The 26,125-nt window shown below is 60.2% G+C and carries 19 protein-coding genes; 12 read left to right on the top strand and 7 right to left on the bottom strand.

Annotated elements, in window-relative coordinates:
* Positions 1–103: 103 nt before the first annotated feature.
* Together mdeB and ACTJLB_RS02195 are read left to right on the top strand one after the other, a co-directional pair.
* The gene (gene mdeB, locus ACTJLB_RS02200; RefSeq protein WP_440782323.1) at positions 104–2,839 is read left to right on the top strand and encodes an alpha-ketoglutarate dehydrogenase; all 2,736 of its coding nucleotides are present in this window, start codon (positions 104–106) and stop codon (positions 2,837–2,839) included.
* Between the two features lie 114 nt (positions 2,840–2,953).
* Positions 2,954–3,298 (top strand): ecotin precursor, encoded by a 345-nt coding sequence (locus ACTJLB_RS02195; RefSeq protein ID WP_440782322.1) that lies wholly within the window; start codon positions 2,954–2,956, stop codon positions 3,296–3,298.
* A gap of 91 nt (positions 3,299–3,389) precedes the next feature.
* On the opposite strand, the gene ACTJLB_RS02190 is transcribed toward ACTJLB_RS02195, so the two are convergent.
* The 3 genes from ACTJLB_RS02190 to mnmE all read right to left on the bottom strand — a co-directional run bounded on the left by ACTJLB_RS02190 (position 3,390) and on the right by mnmE (position 6,570).
* The gene (locus ACTJLB_RS02190; protein WP_020067355.1) at positions 3,390–3,551 is read right to left on the bottom strand and encodes a hypothetical protein; all 162 of its coding nucleotides are present in this window, start codon (positions 3,549–3,551) and stop codon (positions 3,390–3,392) included.
* A 243-nt stretch (positions 3,552–3,794) separates the two neighbouring features.
* Positions 3,795–5,006 carry a tyrosine-type recombinase/integrase gene (locus ACTJLB_RS02185; RefSeq protein ID WP_440782321.1) on the bottom strand — a complete coding sequence of 404 codons (1,212 nt, stop codon included), beginning with the start codon at positions 5,004–5,006 and terminating at the stop codon, positions 3,795–3,797.
* Positions 5,007–5,175: 169 nt separating this feature from the next.
* Positions 5,176–6,570 carry a tRNA uridine-5-carboxymethylaminomethyl(34) synthesis GTPase MnmE gene (mnmE, locus tag ACTJLB_RS02180; RefSeq protein ID WP_440782320.1) on the bottom strand — a complete coding sequence of 465 codons (1,395 nt, stop codon included), beginning with the start codon at positions 6,568–6,570 and terminating at the stop codon, positions 5,176–5,178.
* A 369-nt stretch (positions 6,571–6,939) separates the two neighbouring features.
* Between mnmE and ACTJLB_RS02175 the strand changes: the two genes are divergently transcribed.
* Positions 6,940–7,347, top strand: a complete 408-nt coding sequence (locus tag ACTJLB_RS02175; RefSeq protein ID WP_027804514.1) for a transcriptional regulator — start codon at positions 6,940–6,942, stop codon at positions 7,345–7,347.
* 114 nt (positions 7,348–7,461) lie between these two features.
* On the opposite strand, the gene yidC is transcribed toward ACTJLB_RS02175, so the two are convergent.
* The 4 genes from yidC to rpmH form a co-directional block, all read right to left on the bottom strand.
* Positions 7,462–9,120, bottom strand: a complete 1,659-nt coding sequence (gene yidC / locus ACTJLB_RS02170; RefSeq protein ID WP_440782319.1) for a membrane protein insertase YidC — start codon at positions 9,118–9,120, stop codon at positions 7,462–7,464.
* Positions 9,121–9,150: 30 nt separating this feature from the next.
* Positions 9,151–9,381, bottom strand: coding sequence for a membrane protein insertion efficiency factor YidD (yidD, locus tag ACTJLB_RS02165; RefSeq protein WP_440782318.1), 231 nt, complete (start codon positions 9,379–9,381; stop codon positions 9,151–9,153).
* A 112-nt stretch (positions 9,382–9,493) separates the two neighbouring features.
* Positions 9,494–9,991 (bottom strand): ribonuclease P protein component, encoded by a 498-nt coding sequence (locus ACTJLB_RS02160; RefSeq protein WP_440782317.1) that lies wholly within the window; start codon positions 9,989–9,991, stop codon positions 9,494–9,496.
* Between the two features lie 14 nt (positions 9,992–10,005).
* A complete protein-coding gene (rpmH, locus tag ACTJLB_RS02155; RefSeq protein WP_004198824.1) occupies positions 10,006–10,140 on the bottom strand; it encodes a 50S ribosomal protein L34 in 135 nt (44 codons plus the stop codon).
* Positions 10,141–10,523: 383 nt separating this feature from the next.
* Here rpmH and dnaA point away from each other — a divergent pair, with 383 nt between their 5' ends.
* From dnaA to ACTJLB_RS02110, 9 genes are all read left to right on the top strand, one after another.
* The gene (gene dnaA, locus ACTJLB_RS02150) at positions 10,524–12,143 is read left to right on the top strand and encodes a chromosomal replication initiator protein DnaA (RefSeq protein WP_440782316.1); all 1,620 of its coding nucleotides are present in this window, start codon (positions 10,524–10,526) and stop codon (positions 12,141–12,143) included.
* A gap of 227 nt (positions 12,144–12,370) precedes the next feature.
* Positions 12,371–13,474, top strand: a complete 1,104-nt coding sequence (dnaN, locus tag ACTJLB_RS02145; RefSeq protein ID WP_020067348.1) for a DNA polymerase III subunit beta — start codon at positions 12,371–12,373, stop codon at positions 13,472–13,474.
* Between the two features lie 113 nt (positions 13,475–13,587).
* The gene (gene gyrB / locus ACTJLB_RS02140; protein ID WP_440782315.1) at positions 13,588–16,059 is read left to right on the top strand and encodes a DNA topoisomerase (ATP-hydrolyzing) subunit B; all 2,472 of its coding nucleotides are present in this window, start codon (positions 13,588–13,590) and stop codon (positions 16,057–16,059) included.
* A 488-nt stretch (positions 16,060–16,547) separates the two neighbouring features.
* Entirely contained in the window at positions 16,548–19,652 is a 3,105-nt protein-coding gene (locus tag ACTJLB_RS02135; RefSeq protein WP_440782314.1) for a type VI secretion system Vgr family protein, read from the top strand.
* A gap of 42 nt (positions 19,653–19,694) precedes the next feature.
* Positions 19,695–20,057, top strand: a complete 363-nt coding sequence (locus tag ACTJLB_RS02130; protein ID WP_440782313.1) for a hypothetical protein — start codon at positions 19,695–19,697, stop codon at positions 20,055–20,057.
* Between the two features lie 7 nt (positions 20,058–20,064).
* The gene (locus ACTJLB_RS02125; protein ID WP_440782312.1) at positions 20,065–20,601 is read left to right on the top strand and encodes a hypothetical protein; all 537 of its coding nucleotides are present in this window, start codon (positions 20,065–20,067) and stop codon (positions 20,599–20,601) included.
* A gap of 16 nt (positions 20,602–20,617) precedes the next feature.
* A complete protein-coding gene (locus tag ACTJLB_RS02120; protein ID WP_440782311.1) occupies positions 20,618–25,357 on the top strand; it encodes an RHS repeat-associated core domain-containing protein in 4,740 nt (1,579 codons plus the stop codon).
* 2 nt (positions 25,358–25,359) lie between these two features.
* Positions 25,360–25,809, top strand: a complete 450-nt coding sequence (locus ACTJLB_RS02115; RefSeq protein ID WP_440782309.1) for a hypothetical protein — start codon at positions 25,360–25,362, stop codon at positions 25,807–25,809.
* A 16-nt stretch (positions 25,810–25,825) separates the two neighbouring features.
* Entirely contained in the window at positions 25,826–26,113 is a 288-nt protein-coding gene (locus ACTJLB_RS02110) for a PAAR domain-containing protein (RefSeq protein WP_392392803.1), read from the top strand.
* The last annotated feature ends 12 nt before the right edge of the window (positions 26,114–26,125 follow it).

The raw sequence follows: 26,125 nt of genomic DNA, 5'->3' as shown, positions 1-26,125 counted from the left end.
ATCGCAGCGCGCGATTGCAAGCAAATGAGACGCTCATTTTGCGGGCTCGTAAGTACCATTGACTCACTCGATCTTGAACCGACGTGTCGATGCGGGAGTGGCCATGACGGATTTGTCCAGCGGTAGTGAGCAGGTGCGGAGCCTCGGCGTTCAGCGCACGGAGGCGGCGGACGCCGATCCGCAGGAAACAGCGGAGTGGCTGGAGGCGCTCGACGCTGTCGTCGAGCACGTGGGCCGCGAGCGCGCGCAGTTTCTGTTCGACCGGCTGGCCAGTCATGCGGTGTCGCTCGGCGTCGAATCGGCGCGTACCAACGTCACGCCATACCGCAACACGATCGCGCCCGAAGATCAGCCGCGCTATCCGGGCAATCTCGAACTTGAGGAGAGGCTTGCCGCCGCGCTGCGCTGGAACGCGCTCGCAATGGTGGTGCGCGCGAACAAGGCGTACGGCGAACTCGGCGGCCACATAGCGAGCTATGCCTCGGCGGCCGATCTGTTCGAAGTCGGCTTCAACCATTTTTTTCGCGCGTCGATGCCGGGGGCGGGCGAGGGCACGGGCGATCTGGTGTATTTCCAGCCGCATTCGTCGCCGGGTGTGTATGCGCGTGCGTATCTGGAGGGTTTTCTCTCCGAGGACAATCTGCGGCATTACCGTCGTGAGATCGGCGGGCCGGGGCTCTGTTCATATCCGCATCCGTGGCTGATGCCGGACTTCTGGCAGTTTCCCACCGGCTCTATGGGCATTGGCCCGATCAATGCGATTTATCAAGCGCGCTTCATGCGCTATCTCGCGAATCGCGGCCTCGCGCTCACTGAAGGCCGCAAGGTGTGGGGCTTTTTCGGCGACGGCGAAATGGATGAGCCGGAGTCGACCGGCGCGTTGTCGCTGGCCGCGCGCGAAGGGCTCGACAATCTGGTGTTCGTCATCAACTGCAACCTGCAGCGTCTGGATGGTCCGGTGCGCAGCAATGGCCGGATCATCGACGAACTGGAGGCGCATTTCGTCGGCGCCGGCTGGAACGTGATCAAGGTGATCTGGGGCTCGGACTGGGATGCGCTGTTCTCGCGCGACCACAGCGGCGCTTTGCTGCGCGCGTTCGCGAATACGGTCGACGGCCAGTTCCAGACTTTCTCGGCGAACGACGGCGCGTACAACCGCGAGCGCTTCTTCGGCCAAAACCCGGAATTGGCCGCGCTCGCCGCACAACTGAGCGACGAGGATATCGACCGCTTGCGGCGCGGCGGTCACGACGTGCGCAAGCTGCATGCGGCTTACGCAAAAGCGCTCGCGCATCGCGGTCAGCCGACCGTGATCCTCGCAAAGACGATGAAAGGCTTCGGCATGGGCACGGCTGGCCAGGGCCGCATGACCACGCATCAGCAGAAGAAGCTGGATTTCGACGACCTGAAGGCGTTTCGCGACCGGTTCCGTTTGCCGCTCACGGACGCGGACGTCGAACAGGTGAAGTTTTACAAACCCGCGGAAGACAGCCCGGAAATGCAATACCTGCATGCTCGCCGGGCCGCTCTCGGAGGCTATCTGCCCAGAAGGCGGAGAGTTGCATCGGAGGGGCTGATCGTTCCTCCGATGTCCTCCTGGAGCCAGTTCGCGCTCGATTGCAACGGCCGCGAAATGTCTACGACGATGGCGCTCGTTCGCATGCTGACCGCGCTGCTGAAAGACGCGGGTCTCGGCCCACGCGTCGTACCGATTGTCGCCGACGAGGCGCGCACCTTCGGCATGGCGAACATGTTTCGTCAGGTCGGCATCTACTCGCCGTTGGGTCAGCTTTACGAGCCGGAAGACCTCGGCTCGATGCTCTACTACCGCGAGGACACGCAAGGACAGATTCTGGAGGAGGGGATTTCGGAAGCGGGCGCGGTGTCGTCGTGGATCGCGGCCGCGACGTCGTACAGCGTGCACGACCTGCCGATGCTGCCGTTCTACATCTACTACTCGATGTTCGGTTTTCAGCGGATCGGCGATCTCATCTGGGCGGCGGCTGACCAGCGCGCACGCGGTTTCCTGATCGGTGCGACGTCGGGCAAGACGACGCTCGGCGGCGAGGGCTTGCAGCATCAGGACGGCACGAGCCATCTGGCGGCATCGACCATTCCGAACTGCCGCGCGTACGATCCCGCGTTCGCTTACGAAGTCGCGGTAATCGTCGACGAAGGGATGCGGGAGATGGTCGAGCGTCAGCGCGACGTTTTCTATTACGTCACGGTGATGAACGAGAACTACGCGCAGCCGTCTGCACCGGGCGGCGATGTAGCTGCAGTGCGCGAAGGCATTCTGAAGGGCATTTACCCGCTCGCCGCCGGTGCAGAAAAAGGCGTGCGGGCGCAGATTCAATTACTCGGCGCCGGAGCCATTCTTGGCGAGGTCATCGCCGCGCAGCGCATGCTGAAGGACGACTGGCAGATCGACGCCGCGGTGTGGAGCGTGACCAGCTTCAGCGAACTGCAGCGCGACGGCATGGCGGCGGAGCGGCTTGCGCGTTACGGCGATGCATCGTCGCCCGCGCCTTACGTCGCGCGAGTGCTGGGCGAGTCCGAGGGGCCGATCGTCGCGGCAACGGATTACGTTCGCGCCGTGCCCGAGCTGATTCGCGCATACGTGCCGCGCCGCTACGTGACGCTCGGCACGGACGGTTTCGGCCGCAGCGATACACGCGAGGCTTTGCGAGAATTTTTCGAGGTGGATCGCAAGGCGATCGTCATGGCCGCGCTCAAAGCGTTGACAGACGAAGGCGTGCTCGAGGGGCGCGTTCTGAGCGATGCGCGCCGGCAGTATTACGGCGATGCGCCGGTGCAAGCGGCGTCGTGGGAGCGTTGACTCGAGCAGCCGATGGTGGTGGTTACACAGGTAATGTGTCGTTACCACTTGCAGCATCTATTTCTGCGCGCGTAGCCGACAATTCGTTCCATGCCTGAACGGCGGGAGCGAAAAATGAAAAAGTTAGCGGTGGCATTGGTGATGGTGGGCAGCCTGAGTGTCGCGGGGCAAGCGTCGGCTCATGGCCATGGGAATGGCGGCGGCGATGTAGTGGGGGCACTGATCGGCGGCGCGGTGCTGGGCGCGGTCGTGACGTCGATATTGAATCCTGCGCCGGCGGTGGCCTATCAACAACCGGTCTATGCGCAGCCTGTCTATGCACAGCCGGTGTACCAGCCGGCACCGGCCTATGCGGGCCCGCCCCCGGGCTACTGCTACGATCAGTACCAGCGCGGCTATGTGGCGTGCGGAGCGCCGCAACAGCAGTACGAATATGGTGAGCCTGCGCCCAGGTGGTAAGTGGTAGGCGCGCCCCAACTGCACGCCTGCAGACGGAAAGGCCGTCGCTCACTGCGACGGCCTTTTGTTTTGACGCTGCAAGGCGCGGGCTTTAGTGCCTGTGATGCAGCCACTCGGCGTAATGCGTATCGAGCCAGCGCTCGAGCTTTTGCGGTCCCGCCTTGTGGTGATAGCGGGAGGCCGCCCAGATTGCCCCGCCGACCAGCAGCATCACAGTCGGCCCAAGCAGGTAAGCGATCAACGATTCAGACATGGCAGCCTCCACGAAAAGGTTGCATCGTTGCTCCAGTGTAGGCGATCAGTCGCAGGAGAGAAGCGCCGCGTGATGCGAGGGCACGGCTTGGCGCTTTTGCGCTAATGGCGATGTATTAATAACCTCGTGAACTGCGCTCGTTTTCTTTCTAGCGTAGCAGCTTGTAGTAAGGTGCCGTGTCTTTGTGTACCTAAAATTGCAGGCCGCGAGCATTTCACCTTTACGTGCGTCCTGCTCCCTCGATCAGCCCGCGCCCACGGCTCTTTTCCGCGCTGCGCCGAGCTCTGCATCGACGAAATCCGCCCATTGCTGCGCGATTTGGCGCTGCTCGGCCGGATCGGATTCGGGCTTGCTTAGCGACTCGCTTTGTCGCGTTTGCGCTGATGTTTTGTCCTGTTGTGCATGCTCGGTCATCTCGCGCAGATGCGCCCACGCCGTTCGACGGAAGTCGTGAAGAACGAAATGTTCGACTTCCAGGCCAAGCGCCTTCACCGCCTGATTGAGCGTGCTCTTTGCAATCGGCCGGTCGTCGCCCCTCACGCTCGGAAAGACGAAGGTTTTGCTTGCTCGCGTGCAATGCAACTGTTGCAGCATCGCCACCGCTTGCTGAGGCAGGTAGACGAGCCGATCCGCATCTTGAGGAAGACGCGCAGCGGAGATGCGCCACAGCGCGCGGTCGAGATCGAACTCGTCCCACGTCGCCTCCACGAGGTCCGATTTGCGTACCATCGTCAGCACCAGCAGGTGCAGCGCTATCTTGAGCGGCTGTCGGATGCTCGACGTTTCGATCGATTGCAGCATGGTGCCGATTTCCTCGCCGGAAAGCACGCGGGTGCGGCTTTCAAAGGTGGCGATGGAGCGCGCCGGCACGACTTCCGCCGGGTTCGCGGTTGCCAGCTGACGAGCAATCAGATACTCGTAGAGTCGCTTGATGACGTTGCGAGTATGCAGCGCCATCTTCGGCGAGCCGCGGCTTTTGATCGCCTCGCAGATGGCGACGACGTGCTCCGCGGTCACCGCCTTGACACGCATGCCGCCGATCGCGGGCAACACGTCTTTGTCGAGCGCGCGGCGCGTGGTGCGTCGATATTCATCCGACTTCCCGGCCATCTCGGTCGCCATATAAAGCTCGGCTGCTTCACGCAGCACGTCGGCTTTCGCTTCGGCCCCGCGGTCGCGGCGCGCGGTGGCGACGGGCGAAATGCCTTGCGCGACGAGCTCCGCGTACTTCTGCGCCTTCGCTCGGGCAACGCGCAGCGAAATCATCCGGTAGTCGCCGATGGTCGCAAGCGGCTGGCGCTTGCCGTTCAACGAATAGCGGAAGCGCCAGACCTTCGTGCCCGTGGTCATCACTTCGATCACGAGGCCGTTGCCGTCGGCGACGCTGTAGCGGGCGGCGCGCGGTTCGAGTGCGCGTATCTGGGATTCGGTGAGCGGGGCGGCTAGGCGAGGCATGCTGTAGTGGCTGGTATGCGACAGGGCGAGTTTAAACTGTCTGCGTTTGTGTACCAAGCCCGAGCGGTTTTATTGGTCTACAAAGTACGTTGATCCGTTTTGGTCGTGCCGCGTTCAAGGGCTCATGGTCGCGGCTTACAGCGTTCTAAGGCGGCATACTTGCCCGCTTCTATTTGCCGATGCAAAACCTGCTGAAAATCACTCCCAGAAGATCGTCGGAACTGAACTCTCCGGTGATCGAGTTGAGCTGGTCCTGCGCGAGTCTCAGTTCTTCGGCGAAAAGATCCAATGCCTGCGAGTTTTGATCGGCATGCGCGGCGGCCGTCGCAAGGTGATCCTGCGCGGCGCGCAACGCAATCAGATGACGCTCGCGCGCGAGGTAGACGCTCTCCGCGCCTGCCTGCCAACCGGCAATGCGCAGGAGTTCGTCGCGCAACAAGCTCACGCCGTCGCCTTGTTTCGCCGACAGCCGGACTTCGCTCAGGTCGAAATCGGCATCGAGCGCGCGAGCCTCCGGCGGCAAGCCGACAAGGTCCGTCTTGTTCAGCACGCGCACGACCGGAACGCCGCTCGGGAAACGCGTGGCGATGGTTTCGTCTTCGACAGTCATGCCCGTGCGCGCGTCCAGCAGATGCAGCACCACGTCCGCGCGCTCGATCTCGCTCCACGTCCGCGCAATGCCGATTTTCTCGACTTCGTCTTCGGTATCGCGCAGGCCGGCGGTGTCGATCACGTGCAGCGGAATGCCCTCGATCTGAATGGTCTGGGCGACCTTGTCACGAGTCGTGCCCGCAATCGGCGTGACGATGGCGAGTTCAGCGCCGGCAAGTGCGTTGAGCAACGACGATTTGCCGACGTTCGGCTGACCGGCCAGCACCACGGACAATCCCTCGCGCAACAGCGCACCTTGCCGTGCCTCGGCGAGCACGTGCGCGAGGCGCTCCCGAATGCGCGTGAGCTTGCCGCGGGCGTCGGCAGCTTCGAGGAAATCGATCTCTTCTTCGGGGAAGTCGAGCGTTGCCTCGACCAGCATGCGCAGCGTGATTACTTCTTCGACCAAAGCGTGGATGTCGCGCGAAAACGTGCCGTCGAGCGAACGGCCTGCTGAGCGCGCAGCGGCCTCGGTGCTCGCTTCGATCAGATCGGCTACCGCTTCAGCCTGCGCGAGGTCCAGCTTGTCGTTCAGGAATGCACGGCGGGTGAACTCGCCTGGCTCGGCGAGCCGCAGGCCAAATCCGCGCCCTGCATCAATGCAACGTTGCAGCAGCAGTTGCAGCACGACGGGGCCGCCATGACCTTGCAACTCCAGCACGTGTTCGCCGGTGTACGAATGCGGCGCCGGAAAGTAAAGGGCAATGCCGCGATCGAGCGCGTTGCCGCCGTCGTCGAAAAAAGGCACATAGCTCGCGTGACGAGGCGTGAGTGCTTGTCCGGTCAGCACCTGCATCAGTGGCTGCGCCGCGGCCTCGCCCGCGCGTCCGAAAGAAATGCGCACGACGCCGATGCCTCCCCGGCCGGGCGCGGTGGCAATGGCGACGATCGGATCGGAGTCGGTGGTCAGCATGAGTGAGGCGGCGAAATCGGAAGAGTGGGGCAGGGCGGCGCGGACATTTCCGGGGCGCCGGGCATTGTAACGCGGGCCATGCGCCGGCCGGTCTCCCCGTCGCCTGACGACCAGAACGGGCCTTCTAGGTCTTCGTTGAGATTGATCCTAAACAAGCTAGGATTTTTACTTGATGAATAGGACGGATCTGGACTCAGCCAAAACACGGCGCCGTGCAAGCGCACGTCCTGTATGGAAAAGTCGCAAAAATTGACATTGCGCTGGATCGCCGATGCGCCGCGGCGCGCAAGCTAAAATTATCTCAAATACGTTCAACATGAGCCTGATCAGTTGTCAACTGGGAGGACGCTGAATTGCACAATCTGGCCCATGCCAACCCCGAAAGAAAAAGCTGCCTTCTCGAAGAGGCTGAAGGAAACATTGGAGCCGCTGAAGATTCGCGGCGGGACCAAGCTCGCCGAACAGTTCAACCTTCGCTATCGCGGTGACCGTCCAGTGACTCCACAAACCGCGCACAAGTGGCTCACGGGTACGACGATCCCAAAGCCCGACAAGTTGCGCACGCTTGCCGAATGGTTGAATGTGAAGGAGCATTGGCTGCACTACGGGCCTTCGCCCGGTGCGAGCGCCAGACCGATGGCCCGCGGCGAGAAGTATCCGCCTTCGCAGGAAACGATCGAACTGGCTTCGAAGATCGAGTCGTTGACGCCGAAAGACCGTTTTCTCGTCGAAGAAATGATTGGGCGCTTCTACGGTGAGGATACCGAAGAAGAGTAGCGCGTGCGCCGTCTGTCCACGCGGATCACATGAAAAAAGCCGCCCGGTTCGTTTGAACCGGGCGGCTTCGTTTTTGCAGATGAGTCGACTTGCCCTCAGCGTTTCATGCAGGTGTCAGGCCGGCTTCGCCTTCGACTGACCCATCATGCGCGTGATGTAGTACTGCTGCGCGATCGACAGCACGTTGTTCACGACATAGTACAGCACCAGACCGGCCGGGAAGAAGAAGAACATGACCGAGAACGCAATCGGCATGAACATCATCATCTTCGCCTGAACGGGGTCCGGCGGCGTCGGGTTGAGCTTCGTCTGCAGGAACATGGAAACAGCCATCAGTACCGGCAGGATGAAGAACGGATCCTGCTGCGACAGATCGTGAATCCACAGAATCCACGGCGCGCCGCGCATTTCGACCGACGACAGCAACACCCAGTACAGCGAGATGAACACCGGAATCTGCACCACGACCGGCAGACAGCCGCCGAACGGATTCACCTTCTCGGTTTTGTACAACTCCATGAGCGCGGCATTCATCTTCTGCGGATCGCCCTTGAAGCGTTCGCGCAGCGCCTGCATACGCGGCGTGATCGCCTTCATGCGCGCCATGGACTTATAGCTTGCGGCCGACAGCGGGAAGAACACCGCCTTGATCAACAGCGTGAGCAGCACGATCGCCCAGCCCCAGTTGCCGACGTAGCTGTGGATCTTTTCGAGCAGCCAGAAAAGCGGCTTCGCGATGATCGTCACCCAGCCGTAGTCCTTCACCAGTTCGAGACCCGGCGCGATGCCTTCGAGCATGCGCTCTTCTTCCGGACCGGCGAAGAGGCGCGCGGACACGTCGACCGTCTGACCCGGCGCGATGGCTGCGACCGGCTGCTTAACGCCGACACGATAGAGCGTCGGATCGATCTTCTCGACGTAGATGTCGCGCTTTACGCCCTGCTGCGGAATCCATGCCGACGCGAAGTAATGCTGCACCATCGCGATCCAGCCGTTGTCGGCTTGCTTCGTGAAATCTTCCTTGTTCTTGTCGATGTCGCCGAACGTCATCTTCTGGAAGTGGTGCTGGTCGGTGTAGACAGCCGGGCCGATGAACGTGTGCGAGAAGCGCGGCGTTTCCACCGGCTGGTCGTCACGCACCAGTTCCATATAAACCGACGGGCTCACCGGCGTGGTGCCGACGTTCTGAATCTTCGTATCGACGCCGATCACGTAGCTGCCGCGGGTGAACGTGTAGGTCTTGATGACCTTCAGTCCGCCCTTAACCGGCGACTCGAAGCTGAGCTGGAACGATTTGGCGTCGCCCGTCAGGTCGTGCGGCTGGTTGGGCAGCGGCGTGTAGATGTCGTTGTGATTCGGGAAATCGCCGCCGAGCAGACCCGTACGCGCCAGATACGTGTGATTCGCGGTGCGGTCGAATAGCGTGATCACGAGATCCGGCTGCTTGCCGTCGCCTTGCTTGACGAGCGACAGCTTCGACAGGGTGCCGCCGCGGGTGTCGATTTCGCCGTTATAGACGTCGGTGCTGAACTTGACGAGTTGCGATTGGGTCGCCGCCGGCGTGTTGGCCGGCGCTGCCGCGTTGGTGGCCGGCAAATCGGCGGGCTGGGTTCCCGGCGTCGTGGTTCCCGGTGCGGCGCTACCGACCGTCTTGGTCGGCGTGGCGCTCGGGAAGAACATCGACGGGCGTCCGTGGTCGCGTTGCCAGTTGTCGAACAGCATGACCGCTGACATGAAGAAGATGACCCATAGGACGGTGCGTTTGATATCCATGCGTTGTCTCAGTGTCGATGGAACGGCGCGTCAGCGCTTTTCAGAAGTGGGAGGCGGGACGAGATCGATGCCGCCCGCGGAAAACGGGTGGCAACGGCAAACACGCCTGGCGGCGAGATAAGTCCCGCGCGCGGCGCCATGATACTGGATTGCTTCGCGCGCGTAATCAGAGCAGGAAGGGTAAAAACGGCACCGATTGCCGAGCATTGGACTCACGGCAAGCTTGTAAAAACGCAGTAAAGCGATGAGTACCGTTTGCATGGCTCGTGCGGCCGGACAGCGCCGCGCAACGTGAAGTACCGGACGACACCCGCTGTTCAAGGCTGCCGGAGCTTCTGCAGCCTGAGCGAAAAAGCGGGCAGTCACCTGAGCGTCATTCCGTCTTGGGCGCGTCCGCGGGCGGCGCCTGACGACGGGCAATTTCGCGTGCTGCCTTGTCGAGCAACGACTCGATTTCACTGCGGCACAGCGCCTTTAGCGGCGGCGACGCGGCACTCGGCAAAGCCTTTTTGTCGAAGCGCGTGTGCAAACGCAGCAGCACGTCCCAACCGCCGAATTCCGCGCGACGCACCCGAAAGGCTTCGCGCGCGACTCGACGTACCAGATTACGCGTGGCCGCGCGCGGCGCATACTTCTTGCCGATCACGAGGCCGAGGCGAGCCTCGTTGCCGGTAGGCCGGCCGTACACGACGAAGTGCGCAGTGCGGCGCCACGGGCGCAAACGAAAAACGGATGAAAATTCATCCGTTTTCAGTAGCCTTGCGGCTTTGGGGAAGGCGGCTTGCGCTCGCAACGGTACCGAGCCCTGCTGCGGCGCCTCTGCCGGTCCCGCTTCGCCACCGGCCTTGCCCGGTACGGACAGAGCGCGCAATCCGCTCGCCTGCCTTAGATGGCGAGGCGCTTGCGGCCCTTCGCGCGACGTGCGTTGATGACCTTGCGGCCGCCAGCGGTCTTCATGCGAACGCGGAAGCCGTGGGTACGCTTGCGACGGGTAACGGAAGGTTGGTAAGTACGTTTCATGTTGCTCTCACTTGATCGAAAAAAAACCGCGCGATCATCGCTGAAAGCGCAATGGCCGGAGGTTTGCTGAATTGGTTTTCGCGGAACCCGCTATTTAAACCCGTTTTTCGTTGACCGTCAATACTTTAGCCCGTGCCGTCCGGGCGCGCGGTGTGTTTGCGGAGTTGATCCGTCCCTGTGGATAACTCACTTCCGGCTCCCGTTTGGCGTTAGAATCTCGCCTTACTTCCCAAAAATGATGCACGCCGCTCCGGCTCGCTTGCCCGCAAATCCTTTGTGGCACAGGCGCCTGGGGCTGTTACGCCTGGCTGCTTCGGGCCTTGTTGCGTGCGCGCGACGGGGGCAGCGGCGAACCTCGTGCACACCATAACGACAGCAACTCGATGAACGAATTCTGGCAACACTGTTCCGCATTGCTGGAGCGTGAACTCACGCCCCAGCAGTACGTGACGTGGATCAAACCGTTGGCCCCGGTCGCCTTCGACGCCGCTGCGAACACGCTCAGCATTGCCGCGCCAAACCGCTTCAAGCTCGACTGGGTCAAGAGCCAGTTCTCCGGCCGCATCGCGGATATGGCCCGCGATTTCTGGCAAACCCCGGTCGACGTGCAATTCGTACTGGACCCCAAAGCCGGCATGCGCGCCCCTGCGGCAGCCGCGCCGGCTGCGCCGCGTCCGGCATCGGCGCCGCACTCAATGGGCGGCAGCGCGGGCAACGGCGCCGCCGTGGACGCGGCCGTTGGCGCCGTACAAGCGGCGCACGCCGCGCGCGCGAACGGCGCTAACAGCGCCATGGCGAACCTCAACGCGAACGCCCGCGCGGCAACTGAGCACAATGCAAACGCTCGAGCCGCTCCCGAAGATTCCGCCGACCTCGACCTGCCGAGCCTCGACGCAAACGAAGCTGCGGCCGCGCGCCGCACATGGCGTCCGGGCCAGAGCGCGAACTCCAATGGCAACGGTGACAACGACTCGATGTACGAGCGTTCCAAGCTGAACCCGGTCCTGACTTTCGACAACTTCGTGACTGGTAAGGCCAACCAGCTGGCGCGTGCAGCGGCGATTCAGGTCGCGGACAATCCCGGCATCTCGTATAACCCGCTGTTCCTGTACGGCGGGGTGGGCCTCGGCAAGACTCACCTGATCCACGCAATCGGTAATCAGCTTCTGATGGACAAAGCCGGCGCGCGGATCCGCTACATCCACGCGGAACAGTACGTGTCGGACGTCGTGAAGGCGTACCAGCGCAAGGCGTTCGACGACTTCAAGCGCTACTACCACTCGCTGGATCTGCTGCTGATCGACGATATCCAGTTCTTTTCGGGCAAGTCGCGCACGCAGGAGGAATTCTTCTACGCGTTCGAGGCGCTGGTCGCGAACAAGGCGCAGGTGATTATTACCAGCGACACGTATCCGAAGGAAATTTCGGGTATCGACGACCGTCTTATTTCGCGATTCGACTCCGGCTTGACGGTGGCGATCGAGCCGCCCGAACTCGAGATGCGTGTCGCGATTCTGATGCGCAAGGCGCAATCGGAATTCGTGAGCCTCAACGAAGACGTGGCGTTTTTCGTCGCCAAGCATCTGCGCTCCAACGTGCGCGAACTCGAAGGCGCGCTGCGCAAAATTCTGGCGTACTCGAAGTTCCACGGCCGCGAAATCACTATCGAACTGACGAAAGAAGCGCTGAAAGATCTGTTGACGGTGCAGAACCGCCAGATCTCCGTGGAGAACATTCAGAAGACCGTGGCGGACTTTTACAGCATCAAGGTTGCGGACATGTATTCGAAAAAGCGGCCAGCGAACATCGCGCGGCCGCGGCAGATCGCCATGTATCTCGCGAAAGAGCTCACGCAGAAGAGCTTGCCGGAAATCGGCGAGTTGTTCGGCGGACGCGACCACACCACGGTGCTGCACGCGGTGCGAAAAATTGCCGACGAGCGCAGCAAGGACGCTCAACTAAACCACGAGCTGCACGTGTTGGAGCAAACGCTGAAAGGCTGAGCGGCGCCGACGGAAAAATCGACCTGTTTATCTCGTAACTCGCCCCCATTTTAGTGAGGCGGTTCCTTTTTCAGGCACAATACAGGTTTAACCGCCCGGCGGCCGCGGGCGGATTTCACGCCGTGACGGGCGCTGCGTGGCGCCGGCGGGGAGCTGCGGTTGCGTGCCGGAAAAATGCCCAAAAGGGCTGAAAGGCGCGTGGGCCGTTATATCAACGAAGGAACTCTATGCAACTGGTCAAGACCGAACGCGATAACCTCCTCAGGCCGCTGCAAACCGTGAGCGGCATCGTCGAACGCCGCCATACGTTGCCGATCCTCGCCAATTTGCTGATTACCAAGAACGGCCCGGACGTGTCGTTCCTGTCGACCGACCTGGAGTTGCAGATCACCACGCGCGCCGATTTCGGCGTGGGCGGCGATTCGGTGGCGACCACGGTGGCAGCACGAAAGCTCCTCGACATTCTGCGCGCCATGCCCGACGGCCAGGTCACGCTTACGCTGAATGACAAGCGTCTGACGGTGCAATCCGGCAAGAGCCGCTTTGCACTGCAAACGCTGGCTGCAGACGAGTTCCCAACGGTCGCGCAAGCTAAAGACTACGGCGCGAGCCTCGTGGTTCCGCAAAAGACGTTTCGCCAGTTGCTCGGCATGGTCCATTTTTCAATGGCGCAGCAGGACATTCGCTACTACCTGAACGGCATGCTGCTGGTAGTAGACGGTGACCAGTTGATGGCGGTGGCAACCGACGGCCATCGCCTCGCGTTTTCGTCGATGAAGATCGAAGGCGCGTTCGCGCGCCAGGAAGTCATCATTCCGCGCAAGACGATTCTCGAGTTGCAGCGTCTCCTGGAAGACATCGACGACACGCTGAACATCGACATCGCGCAAACGCAGGTGAAGTTCACGTTCGGTCAGGTCGAACTGGTGTCGAAGCTGGTTGAAGGAAAATTCCCCGACTTCCAGCGTGTGATTCCGAAGTCGCATAAGAACCAGTTCGTGATCGGCCGTGAAGAACTGCAGCGTTCGCTGCAACGTGCGGCGATTTTGACGTCGGACAAATTCAAGGGCGTGCGCTGCATTATCGAGCCGGGCCAGTTGAAGATCATGTCGACCAACGCCGATCAGGAAGAGGCGCAAGAAGAACTGGAAATCGCGTACGACGGCGACAGCGTCGATATCGGGTTCAACGTCACGTATCTGCTCGACGTGCTCGCGAACCTGAAGGTCGACATGTTGCAAGTGAGCCTTGGCGATGCCAGCTCCAGCGCGTTGATCACGATCCCCGAGAACGACGAATTCAAATACGTCGTGATGCCAATGCGCATCTAACGCGTCCAAAAACCAGAACACACCAAGGGGCGCAGCGCCCCTTTGGCGTTTTTATGGCATTTTGAAAAGTCCCGAGCAGCAACCCAGCAGTAATGCAGAACCGGAAAAAATCCATGACTGAAACGAACAATACGCAACCCGACAACAGCTACGGCGCCTCGTCCATTCAGATCCTCGAAGGTCTGGAGGCGGTGCGCAAGCGGCCGGGGATGTACATCGGGGATACATCGGATGGCACTGGTTTGCACCACCTCGTGTTCGAAGTGCTCGACAACTCGATCGACGAAGCGTTGGCCGGATACTGCAACGACATTCAGGTGATCATTCACGCTGACAACTCCATCTCGATCACCGACAACGGCCGCGGCGTGCCAACCGGCCTGAAGATGGACGACAAGCACGAGCCGAAGCGCAGCGCCGCCGAAATCGTGATGACCGAACTGCATGCCGGCGGCAAGTTCGACCAGAACAGCTACAAGGTGTCGGGCGGCCTGCACGGCGTGGGCGTGTCGTGCGTGAACGCATTGTCCGCATGGCTGCGTCTCACGGTTCGCCGCGACGGCAAGAAGCACTTCATGGAATTCCACCGTGGTGTGCCGCAGAATCGCGTGATCGAAGAGATCGGCGGCGTCGCGGTGTCGCCTATCCAGGTGGTGGGCGAGACCGAAAATCGCGGCACCGAAGTGCATTTCATGGCCGACGAGACGATCTTCGGCAATGTCGAATATCACTACGACATTCTGGCCAAGCGGATTCGCGAGCTGTCGTTCCTGAATAACGGCGTGCGGATTCGCCTGACCGATCAGCGTTCGGGCAAGGAAGACGATTTCGCGTTTGTCGGCGGCGTGAAGGGTTTTGTCGAGTACATCAACAAAACCAAGAGCGTGCTGCACCCGACCATTTTCCACGTGAGCGGCGAGAAGGACGGCGTGGGCGTGGAAGTGGCAATGCAGTGGAACGACAGCTACAACGAAAACGTGCTCTGCTTCACGAACAACATTCCGCAGCGCGACGGCGGCACGCACTTGACCGGCTTGCGCGCAGCGATGACGCGCGTGCTGAACAAGTACATTGCCGATCACGAAGTCGCGAAGAAAGCGAAGGTCGAGACGTCGGGCGACGACATGCGCGAAGGGCTTTCGTGCGTGCTGTCGGTGAAAGTGCCGGAGCCGAAGTTCAGCGCGCAGACGAAGGACAAGCTGGTGTCGTCCGAAGTGCGCGCGCCGGTGGAAGATGTGGTCGCGAAAGCGCTAGAAGAATTTCTCCTCGAGACGCCGAACGACGCGAAGATTATCTGCAGCAAGATCGTCGACGCAGCGCGTGCTCGCGATGCGGCTCGCAAGGCGCGTGAGATGACGCGTCGCAAGGGCGTGCTCGATGGCGTTGGTTTGCCGGGCAAGCTCGCGGATTGTCAGGAAAAGGACCCGGCGAAGTCGGAGATTTACATCGTCGAGGGTGACTCGGCAGGTGGGTCGGCGAAGCAGGGCCGCGACCGGAAGTTTCAGGCGATTTTGCCGCTGCGCGGCAAGGTGCTCAACGTGGAGAAGGCGCGTTACGACAAGCTGCTCTCTTCGGAGCAGATCGTGACGCTGATTACCGCGTTGGGTTGCGGTATCGGCAAAGAGGATTACAACCTCGACAAGCTGCGTTATCACCGCATCATCATCATGACCGACGCTGACGTGGACGGCGCGCACATCCGGACGCTGCTGCTCACGTTCTTTTATCGGCAAATGCCGGAGATGATCGAGCGCGGGTATATCTATATCGCGCAACCGCCGCTGTACAAGATCAAGGCAGGTAAGGACGAGCGGTATCTGAAGGACGAGAACGAGGTGAATGCGCACATTCTGAAGCTCGCGTTGCAGGGCTCGGAATTGTTGCCGTCTGAGAATGGCACGGCAATTACCGGCGATGCATTGGGCGAATTGGCGCGTGCTTATCTGCTTGCGCAGGCGGTGGTCAACCGGTTGAGCAGGCTGTATGACGCGGGCGCGCTTGAGGCTGTGATGGATGGCGTCGTCATCGATCTGTCTAGCGAAGATGCCGCTGAGGCTTCGGCCAAAGCGCTCGAGGCTAAGTTGCGGGACGACGCGCTGAAGCCCGAAGTCACCGTTACGACGATGTATGACCCGGTCCGCGAATTGCGCTCGCTGCGCGTGGCGAGGACGCATCACGGGAATCAGAAGGTGTCGGTGCTGGACGAAGAGTTTCAGCTGACGGCCGATTATCAGCAACTGGTCAATACCGCTAATACATTCAAGGGATTGATTGGTCCTGGTGCTGTTATCAAGCGCGGTGAGCGGAGTATGGCTGTTAGCGACTTCAAGTCTGCGATGAAGTGGTTGCTGGCCGATGCCGAGCGTAACGTTTCCAAACAGCGTTATAAGGGGCTTGGTGAGATGAATCCTGAGCAGCTTTGGGAGACGACTATGGATCCGGCTGTGCGTCGTCTTCTTCGTGTGCAGATTGAGGATGCTATTGCGGCTGATGGGATCTTTACTACGTTGATGGGGGATGATGTGGAGCCGCGGCGGGCTTTCATTGAGTCGAATGCGCTTAGGGCGGGGAATATTGATGTTTGAGGTTGTTTTTGTCCCGTCGTCGTGTGCCACTAAAAGCTGAAACCTGTGCTACGTAAGTAAAAAATCATTGCCACGGAGGGTGAAAAGCTCCGATGGATGTAGAAAGCAAACGCCCGGCTAGTACGGGCGTTTTGCTTTGGTCTGCCGCCCGACGCATCCCGGCTAGTGGCGCCTGTCCTCGAGCGTCAAAAATACGGTTTTTCCATTCTGTATTTGAGCAGCAGACAGCAGTGCTCTGCCAGAAGGCATGACCCTTAGACAAGCTTTGCATTAACTCGCAAACAGACAGCCGCAACAAAAAGCATTTCCAATCGAAGACGACGCCGTTTGTACCGACATTCAACTCAAACCGATGCGCACCAGGAAATTGCTACCTGGACCGCTCGCGATTTAACATTTGTTTTTTAATAAGTGATTGCGACCAACGTAAGGTTCTATGTATTATCGCGCGATAGCGCGGGGGCGCGAATTGCATAAGAAGAGGCAGTATGGGCGCGCAGGACATAATCGCGGCGATAAAAGGCGGGTTGTTGCAAAGTGACCGTCTTCTCAAACTCGATACGTCACTTGGCGAGAATACGCTTTTGCCGCAAAGGCTGGTTGGCCAGTCCCGAATTGGTCGCGATTATGAATTTACGCTCGACGCGGTATCCACGAGCGACAGCATCGAACTCAAAACGCTGATCGCCCAACCCGTAACGCTCTGGATCCAGCAGACTGACCAGTCCTACGCCCCGCACCACGGTTATGTCCATACGGCCCGCCGTTTAGGTTCCGATAGCGCAATTACCAGCTACCAGATCGGGTTTGTCTCATGGATGCATTTCCTGCGATTCCGGAAAGACGCGCGAATCTGGCAGGATAAAGCGGTCGATGAGATTCTCACCGATGTATTCAATATGCATGCGCAGGCGCAAGGCGCTTTCCGTTTTGCGCTCGCCAAGCCATTGCCACCGCATTCCTTCTGCGTTCAATACGAAGACGACTGGAATTTCTGCCACCGCCTGATGGAAACCGAGGGGCTGTTCGGTTATTTCGAGCAGGCCACCGACGGTAAATCCCACACGCTCGTGATTACCGACGATATTGGTAGCCTTCCCGCATTGTCGGCGCAACCGGTGCAGTTCTACCGCTCGGGCACCAACAGCGAAACGGACGCGTTCGTGCAGTGGAGCGGCACGCGCACGCTTCAGAGCACGACACTCACGACGCGCACGTTCGACTACAAGTCACCGTCTTCATCGGCCAATCCGAAGGGCACCACAGTCCCCACGCTGGGTACGCAGGGAGATCTGCCGCAGCAGGCGGAGGTGTACGAGTACACGGGCGCGTACACGTACGCGCAGCAGGAGCGCGGCGACCAGCTCTCGAAGGTCAGGATGGAGGAGTGGGAGTCGCGCGCGAAGCGCTTTCACGGCGCGGGCGCGGTGCGTCGGGTCGATGCGGGCCGCTGGTTCGAGCTGGATAACCATCCGGCGCACGGCAGCGGCAGTGCAGAGGAGCGGCAGTTTGCGGTGATCGCCGTCGAATGGGTGGTCGAGAACAACCTGCCGGTCTCATCGGGAACAACTGACTTTCCGCACAGCCTCAGGCAGCGGATCGCTGCGGCCCGCGCCGCGCATGGCGCGGACAGCACGCTGATCGTCAACGCAAGCGACGGAAGCGAAGGCTTCTTCCTCGCCACCGTCGAGGCGCAACGTCGAACGGTGCCGTTCCGCAGCCCGCAGGAGCACCTCAAGCCGAAGATGCACATGCAGACAGCGACGGTCGTGGGTCCGACGAACGAGGAAGTCTTCACGGACTCGCTGAACCGCATCAAGGTGCAGACGCACTGGGACCGACTGAATCCGGGCGACGAGAACGCGTCGTGCTGGCTTCGGGTGGCACAGTCGGACACCGGGGGAAACTACGGAGCGGTTCACGTTCCGCGCATCGGCGAAGAAGTGATTGTGTCGTTTCTGGACGGCGACTGCGACCGGCCGATTGTCACGGGCCGGGTCTATAACGGCGCCAGGACACCAAGCTGGCATTCGAACGGAATTCTTTCAGGCTACAAGTCAAAGGAATATCAGGGCAGCGGCTACAACCAGCTAGTGATGGACGACGCGACCGGCCAAAATCGCGTGCACCTTTACAGCACGAGCGCAAACTCGCACCTGCACCTGGGCTATCTGATCGCACACAGCGACAATACGCGCGGCGCCTATCTCGGCAGCGGCTTTGACCTAAAGTCAGACGCGTACGGCGCGGTGCGGGCGGCGCAAGGACTGTACGTATCGACGCATCCGACCAACGGCACAGAAAGCCAGCCGTTAGATGCGCACGGGGCCAACACACAGTTGGTCAACTCGGAAAGCGTGATCGAGGCGCTTAGCCAGGCAAGCGAGACGCATCAGGCGGAAAGCCTCAAGGACGGTCACGACTCGCTCAAAAAATTTACCGATGCGACACAAAGCAGCGTGTCGGGCGCAACGGATAGTGGCGGCAATACCGCAGGCGGCGGCACGGGTGCCGCGAACGCATTCAAAGAGCCGATCATGCTGTTCGCGACGCCAGCGGGCATCGCGATGTCGACACAGAAATCCGCGCATATTGCGGCGAACGAGCATGTCAATCTGGTGAGCGGCCAGAGCACGCACGTCGCGACCGGCAAGTCGCTGCTTGCTAGCGTCAGCGAGAAAATTAGCCTGTTCGTTCAGAACGCCGGGATGAAACTATTTGCCGCGAGGGGCAAGGTCGAAGTCAAAGCGCAGTCCGACAACGTCGAATTGACCGCTCAAAAAACACTCAGGTTGTTGTCCGCAACCGAAAAAATCGAAGCGGCCGCGGATCAGGAGATTTTGTTGACCAGCGGCGGTGCGTACATCCGGATTAAAGGCGGGGACATCGACATCCACGCGCCCGGCATGGTCGATGTCAAGGGCGCGCAGCATAGCTTCAATGGACCGACGAGCCAAGGGTATCCGCTGCCGTCGGCGCGTCCCGACCAACCAGGACAGCTTGAATTGCTCCATCAATACGCGAACGGCGAGCCGGTCAAAGGTGGCCAGTTTTCGGTGCTGGACGCCAACGGCGGACTCCTGCGACAAGGTGCGCTGGATGCGAACGGCCGCATGACTGTCAGCGGTTTGCCGCCGGGCGTCGCACAAGTGCAATTTGGCAATGACCCGCGCGATCCATCCCAGCCGGCCAACTATTTCAAAAGCACCAAGTGGCCGATCGAACCGCTTAGCGCTTCGGGCGACAGCGCTGCCGCTTCTCAAATGGCTTCTTTCCTGCCGGGTGCCGCCGATGCCACGGGCACGGCGGCCGGAATCGCCGGTGCGGCGACCAGCGCAATCGGCACGGCCGCAGGCGGTGCATCGCAACTCGGCAGTCTCGCTAGCATGGCTTCACAAGGGACCACCGGGCTTGCATCAATGGCAAAAGGTCAGGCAGCAGGGCTCGCTCAGAGCGCGCTCACAAAGGCATTGCCATCGGAAGCAAGCGCTGCGCTTTCGCAGGCAAGCCAGGCTGCCAGTGCCGCCAAGCAAGTCAGCAGCATTGCGCAATCGGCGCGTAGCGCGCTGCCGGCAATCAAGGGCGTCGTCTGATTCGATGCCGATCGTTCAACTTTGAATAAATACGCTCCGACTATGAAGAGAGCAGTCTATCTCGCACTTGCGTTGATCATCACTTCGACCGCGTTCGGCGCAACCGAACTCAAAACGTCCGCTGCCGCCATGGCCTCGCAATACGCGAGCGACGCCGACGCTGCATCGAAATACACCGATAAACGGCTCGCACTGACCGGCAAGTTGCTGTCGCTCGATTCCGGTCTGACCGACAACGTAATCGGCAAGCTCGGCGAAGATCCGGACACCGCCGTGCGTGTGACTTTTGCCGATAAGGCAGGCATCGATAAGATCCGCTCCCGCATCGGCAAAACGGTGACGCTGCATTGCGTTGGCGCGTTCTCGACCAGCTATCCGGCGGCGACCGACTGCAAGGTGAAGTAAGTCCGCGATGAAAATCATTCAGGCATTCATGTGTGCGGCGTGCAGCGTCGTGATCGCCGCAAGCGCACACGCCCAGTCGACAACCGATTTACGGACAATCGCCCGTTTCGTCGAGTGCAAGCTCGACGCGCGTGAGATCGATAGTTTCATCGGCCGAGTCGACAACGGCGGGGTGCCCGGTCTGACGAGCCAGCCGCCGGAAGAAAAGGCCGTGGATCTGGCGTGGAAAACGCAGAAGCCGATCCAGGCGTGGGGCACAACGTCGAACCTCGTGTCGATTGTCTCGCCAAGGCAAATGCTGCTCGCCATTCCCGCAACTGAAGGCGAAGAAATCAGCATTGCCAGGCAATGGGCTGCGCATATCGGCGGCATGAGCGAAGGAGCCGGCACTATTTCACTGCGCGAGAACGCTCAATGGCGAGGCGTCGACTACCGCAAGACGGTCGGCAAGAAGGAAGTCAGATTGCTTGTCGATCAGCAGGAAAGCCCGGGATGGATTCTGCTCGGATGCGGATACGACAATCTCTTTATCAATTGCAACTAAACGGACCTGATCCAGCATGAGCGCAGCCGCTGCCGAGACCACCGCCGTTGTCCGAACCGAAGTCGCCATCGCACCGCTCGTCACTATCGCGAAGGAGGACGTCGGTTCCGCGCTCGAGCAATTCGATGCGTGGCTCAAGAGCGTCAGCGACGGCTACATTACGCTCGATCGCGTCGAGCAACTGGCGAACTACATTCCCGTCGTCTCGAACATTCTGTCTGCGATCGACGTCGTGATGGACATCAAGCGGCTGATCGAAGCGGAGTCCAAAGACTTCTTCGACTATCTGAATCTGGGCATCGACCTGATCGGCGTCATTCCGCTGCCGCCGGTGATGGGTGAGTTTCGCATGGGTGCGCGACCGCTGATGAAGCTGGCCCGCGAGGAACTCGCGAAAAGCGCAAAGGCCGTTGCAGAAGGCGGAGCACAGATGATCGCCGATACGGTCATCTCGGTGCTGGTGGCGCACATCAGCGCGAAGTTTGCCGGCGACATCGAAAAATTCATTCAGGAGGTGCAGGCCAAGCTCGCGCAGATGCTCAATGATTGTGCGGATCATGCGAAAAAGCTGCTCGAAGGCCTTGCGCAGATTTTTGAAGGTGCGGCGACAGGCAAGCTGTTCGACACGTCCGGCAACTATCGCGCGGCCGACAGACATCTGGAGCAAGTCGGCGACGGCTTTGCCGCCCATGATGCAAGCAAGGTTGCGGAAAACCTGTGGTCGTATCTGAAAGACGGCACCAAGGTACTCGTCAAGGACGCGGCGAACCTCGCCTCCCGCGCAGCAAATGAGATCTCGCCGTCGACCAATCAGCGGCTCAGGCAGATGGCCGCAGACGCACGCCATGCGATTCCGATGGTGACGGAGAAGATCAAAGGGCTGAACAGTGCGGATGTGGGCGGCCTGATCTGGATGCTCGACGCGCTCATGACAGCCGTGCGTAAATGGAAGGAAAAGCAGAAGCATAAGCAGGTTGTCGGCATCAAGCCGGCGGGCAAGGTTGAAGCCGAACTGAAGAAATCCGAAGGCGAACTGGAGACAATCGGCACGCAGGCGAAGGCGAAGCATCCGGGGCCGAGTGACTGCAAGAGCTGTGGTCTGGGCCGCAGCGGCGGTTCGATCGGCTATGCACTTGGCGACGAGCGCTTCGATCACGAAGACTTCGTGTTGCCCGGCGCCATGCCGGTAGTCTGGCGACGTACTTACCGGTCCTTCCTGTCTGCCTACGACGACAGCAATCTCGGCGCGCGCTGGATCACCTCGTACACTACGCGCTTCGATATTCACCCGGCCAAGCTTGTTTATCACGATCCGAGTGGACGTAGTCTCGACTATCCGCTTCTCAAGGCGGGCGAGACACACGACGATCTCGCCGAAGACCTCACGCTCGCGCAACTGGACGACCGATGGCTTACGCTCACGCGCGGACATGAACTGCTCGAAGCATATGAAAAGCGCGGCGACGCTTTTCGTCTCGCTTTCCTGAAGGACCGCAGCGGCAGTCAGGTCACGTTGGACTACGACGATGCACATCGGCTCACGCGGCTGATTACTGCGCAAAACATCGTCGTGTTTTCACACGATGAAGGCGGCCGTCTTGTCGAGGCGGTGGAGGTTGACCAGGAAGGCGAACGGATCGGCACGCTGGTGCGTTATGCGTACGATCAGCATGGCGACCTGATTGCGGCAACCGACCGCCACGGCAATCGTCGTGAATATGCATACACGCATCACCTCGTGACCCGGTACACGGATCGCACCGGCCGCGGCATGAATCTGGAGTGGGAAGGGTCCGGGCCCAAGGCAAAGTGCGTGCGCGAATACGCGGACGACGGGAGCTACGACACTCGCCTCGCGTGGCATCCAGACATTCGTCTCGTCGATGTGACTGATGCCCTCGGCAATGTGACGCGCTATTACTTCGATATCGACGGTTACACGTATCGAATCATTTATGCGGACGGTCTCAATGAATGGTTCTATCGCGACGCCCAACATAATCTGACGCAGCACATTTACCCGGACGGCAGCGTCGAACGGTTCATCTACGACCAACGCGGCAACCTGATCGAGCAGGTTCGTCCGGACGGCAGCGTGATACGCATGGAGTATGACGCGAAGGATCAGATGACAGTCATCATCGATCCGCACGCGTACCGCTGGACGCGGGAATACGACGACAGCGGCAATGTCGTGGTGCAGGTGGATCCGCTGGGCCACAAGACCCAATACAGTTACAACGCTCAAGGCCAACCAGTCACGATCGTCGACGCGAAAGGCGGGGCAAAAGCACTCGCCTATGACGCTGCTGGGCGCCTCGCCAGCTATACCGATTGCTCGGGAAAGACGACGCAGTGGACCTATGATGGACAAGGCCGGCTGCTCGAGAGCAAGGATGCAGGCGGTCGGAGTGTCGTCTATCGTTATGGCAGCAATGGCCAACTGGCTTCGGTTCAATCCGCTGCGGGAATCGAAAAGCTGGAATACGACGCCGAGGGCCGGCTCCTGGTACATACGGATCCGTTGAACCGCGTTACGCGCTACGGATACGACGCAGCCGGGCGGATCGCGAATCGACGCGATGCATCGGGCGAACTCCTGACCTATCGCTATGACCGGGCCGGACGCCTGAGCGCGCTCACTGATTCGAATCACGCGACTTATCAGTTCCATTACGATCCGGTCGGCCGACTCCTCGAAGAAATTGCCTTCGACGGGATGACGACCCGGTACACCTACGACGCGGCGACTGGCCAGCTTCAAACCGTCGATGAAGCGGGACAAACGACGCAACTCGAATACGACAGCGGTGGACGCCTTGCACGACGCGTCGCGGGTGCAAGCGACGAGCGCTTCATGTATGACGGAAGTGGCCGTCTGATCGATGCGCAGAATGCAATCAGTCGGGTGCAGCACTTCTTCGATCCAGTCGGCAATCTGGTCCGCGAACATCACGCGCAGCAGCTGTTCGATGAGCGCCGCAGCTTCGTTTGGCGGCACGAATACGACGAGATCGGCACGCGTGTCAAAACCGTGCGCCCGGATGGTCACGTCGTCGACTGGCTGGTTTATGGCACGGGCCATGTCCACGGCTTGCAGATCGACGGTCAGGAACTGATTCAGTTCGAGCGTGACGACCTGCATCGAGAAACGCAGCGCACGCTATCGAACCGGATCGCGCAGAACACGCGTTACGACCCGGTCGGAAGGATTGAGTCGCAGGCGCTCAGGCGTACCGGCGCACCCGCTCCGATTGTGGCACGCCGATATCAGTATGATGCCGTGGGTCAGCTCAAGGAGATTGACGACAGCCGGCAGGGGCTGACTCGTTACCAGTACGACCCCGTCGGGAGGCTGATCGAAGCGGTAAGCCCTTTTGCGACCGAGCGCTTTGCTTTCGATCCTGCAAGTAACATCGTCGATCCGGGCAACGCTGCACAGGCGCGCACTGCGGGCGGGCAACAACTAAGCACCCTGCCTGCGCTTACCCCCAAGGTCCTGGGCAATCTGCTCAAGGATTATGCCGGCACTCACTTTACCTATGATGCCCGTGGGAATCTCATTACGAAGCGCTCACCCGGCGCCGAACAACGCTATGAGTGGGACGAGTTCAACCGGATGACAGCCGCGAGCGTCGCGGAGCCGGCACGCCGTCACGAGGCACGCTACTTCTACGACGCATTCGGACGCCGTATCGGTAAAGAGGTCGACGGTACACGCACGATGTTCGGCTGGGACGGCGACACGTTGGCGTACGAAAGCGCCGACGAACGTAGCACGCATTATGTTTATGAGGCCGGGTCGTTTGTGCCTCTGGCGCAGTTCGTCTCCGCCCCAATCAAAGGCATTGCTACCCCCGATTGGAAGCAGACCGATCGCTACGCGCCGGAAGACGATCCGCTCCTGAAACATGTGAGTCCGCCTTCCTCGGCGCACGTTCTCTATTACCACTGTGATCAGCTTGGCACGCCGCAGTTGCTCACCGATGAGTTCGGTGAGGTCGTGTGGGAAGCCCGTTACAAGGCGTGGGGCGAGGCTCGTGATGTAATCGCACGCGTTTCACAGGCGACGGCCAATGCCGCTCGCAATCCGATTCGCTTCCAGGGTCAGCACTACGACGAAGAAACGGGCCTCGCATACAACCGGCACCGATACTACGATTCGAGCACGGGACGATTCACGTCCAAAGATCCCATCGGACTGCTGGGCGGTGGGAATGTCTACCAGTACGCGCCGAATCCCACCGGTTGGATCGATCCGCTGGGGCTCAAGAAGAAAGCGCAAACGCCGAACAAGGATTGTTGCCAGAAAGATCCGTGCGCGGGAAAGGATCCCGCCGCGCAGGCGAAAACGTGGCAGGGTTCGGCGCCGTACTACGGGGTCGACTCCTATCAAAACACGGTACTTAAACGGGGCACGGTGCTTTATACGCTCTACCCATACGCTGCTCCTGAAAAAATCGCGACTGCGTTGCCCGGAAATTATTTTTCAGACGCGCGCACCGTATTGAGCAGCAGCGGCTCAGCGCGGGAGTACAACGATCTGACTCAGGTCGCACACTCTGGAAACTGGCCGAAGGGTCGACCGATGAGATCTCAACTCCGCGCCTTTGTGCTGACCAAAGACATTTGTGTCGCGAAAGGCAAGGCAGCCGCCAATTCGAATCTCGGTAAGGGCGGTGGTACGCAATACTTCGTTGCGGATCAGGATAAGAGTAGCCTTGTCGGCGGCAATGTATTGAAATTTGGGAGTTAATAATGTCGGGCACCTTCAATTTTGCAACTGGCGAGCTGGATGTCGGCACGGGCCTGGTGCTCGCGCCTGGCCGTACAACGGTGGCGGATGTGATCGGGGCCGGCTGGAAAGCGCTGGACGCTCGCAATGGCTGGGAAACGTTCAGCGTCGACGAGATAATTATTTGGGGGCACTCCTTTGCGGTGGGGGCGCGTTTTTATGAAGGAAGATTTGCGGCTATCGATTGGCTTTGGAATGACGGAAGCATTCGTAAGCAGGACTGGTCGGCGACTGATGACGACTTGGTCCGCGAAAAAAAGACCTTGGCAAAACTGATCATGAAGGAGGCGCAAACGACGCGCGTTGCAACTTCACAAGGCGTCGATTCGTTCGTCTTCAACTGGGGGACGATATCGGTTCGCGCCGACCCGCGGTCGATGATGGTCACGCTCACCATTGCATATACCGAGTAACGACAACACCCGAACCATGAAACGATATCTGATCCTGAACGGCGATAAAACGACCGCTAACGGCGTCGTTCAAGCCGTGCCAACCACTATCCAATTGAGCGATAAAGACGTCGCCCATGAAGGGGATCCGGTCGCGTGCCCCGCTTGCAATACAACGGGGAAAATCCAATGCGACGGGCCACGTCAGGTTATGACCGCGCCGGACGGAAGGCATGCCGCTTTAAGTGACGATCTATGCATTTGCGGCTGCCATCCGCCGCCGCGACTGGTGTCCTCGCAGCAGATGATGTCTGTCGATGCCTAACCAAACACTCAT

Origin of the sequence: Paraburkholderia sp. 22098 (genome assembly GCF_052045935.1) — a bacterium.
In the GTDB taxonomy this organism is placed as follows: Bacteria; Pseudomonadota; Gammaproteobacteria; order Burkholderiales; family Burkholderiaceae; genus Paraburkholderia; species Paraburkholderia caledonica.
This window is presented reverse-complemented; position numbering and strand designations above follow the sequence as displayed.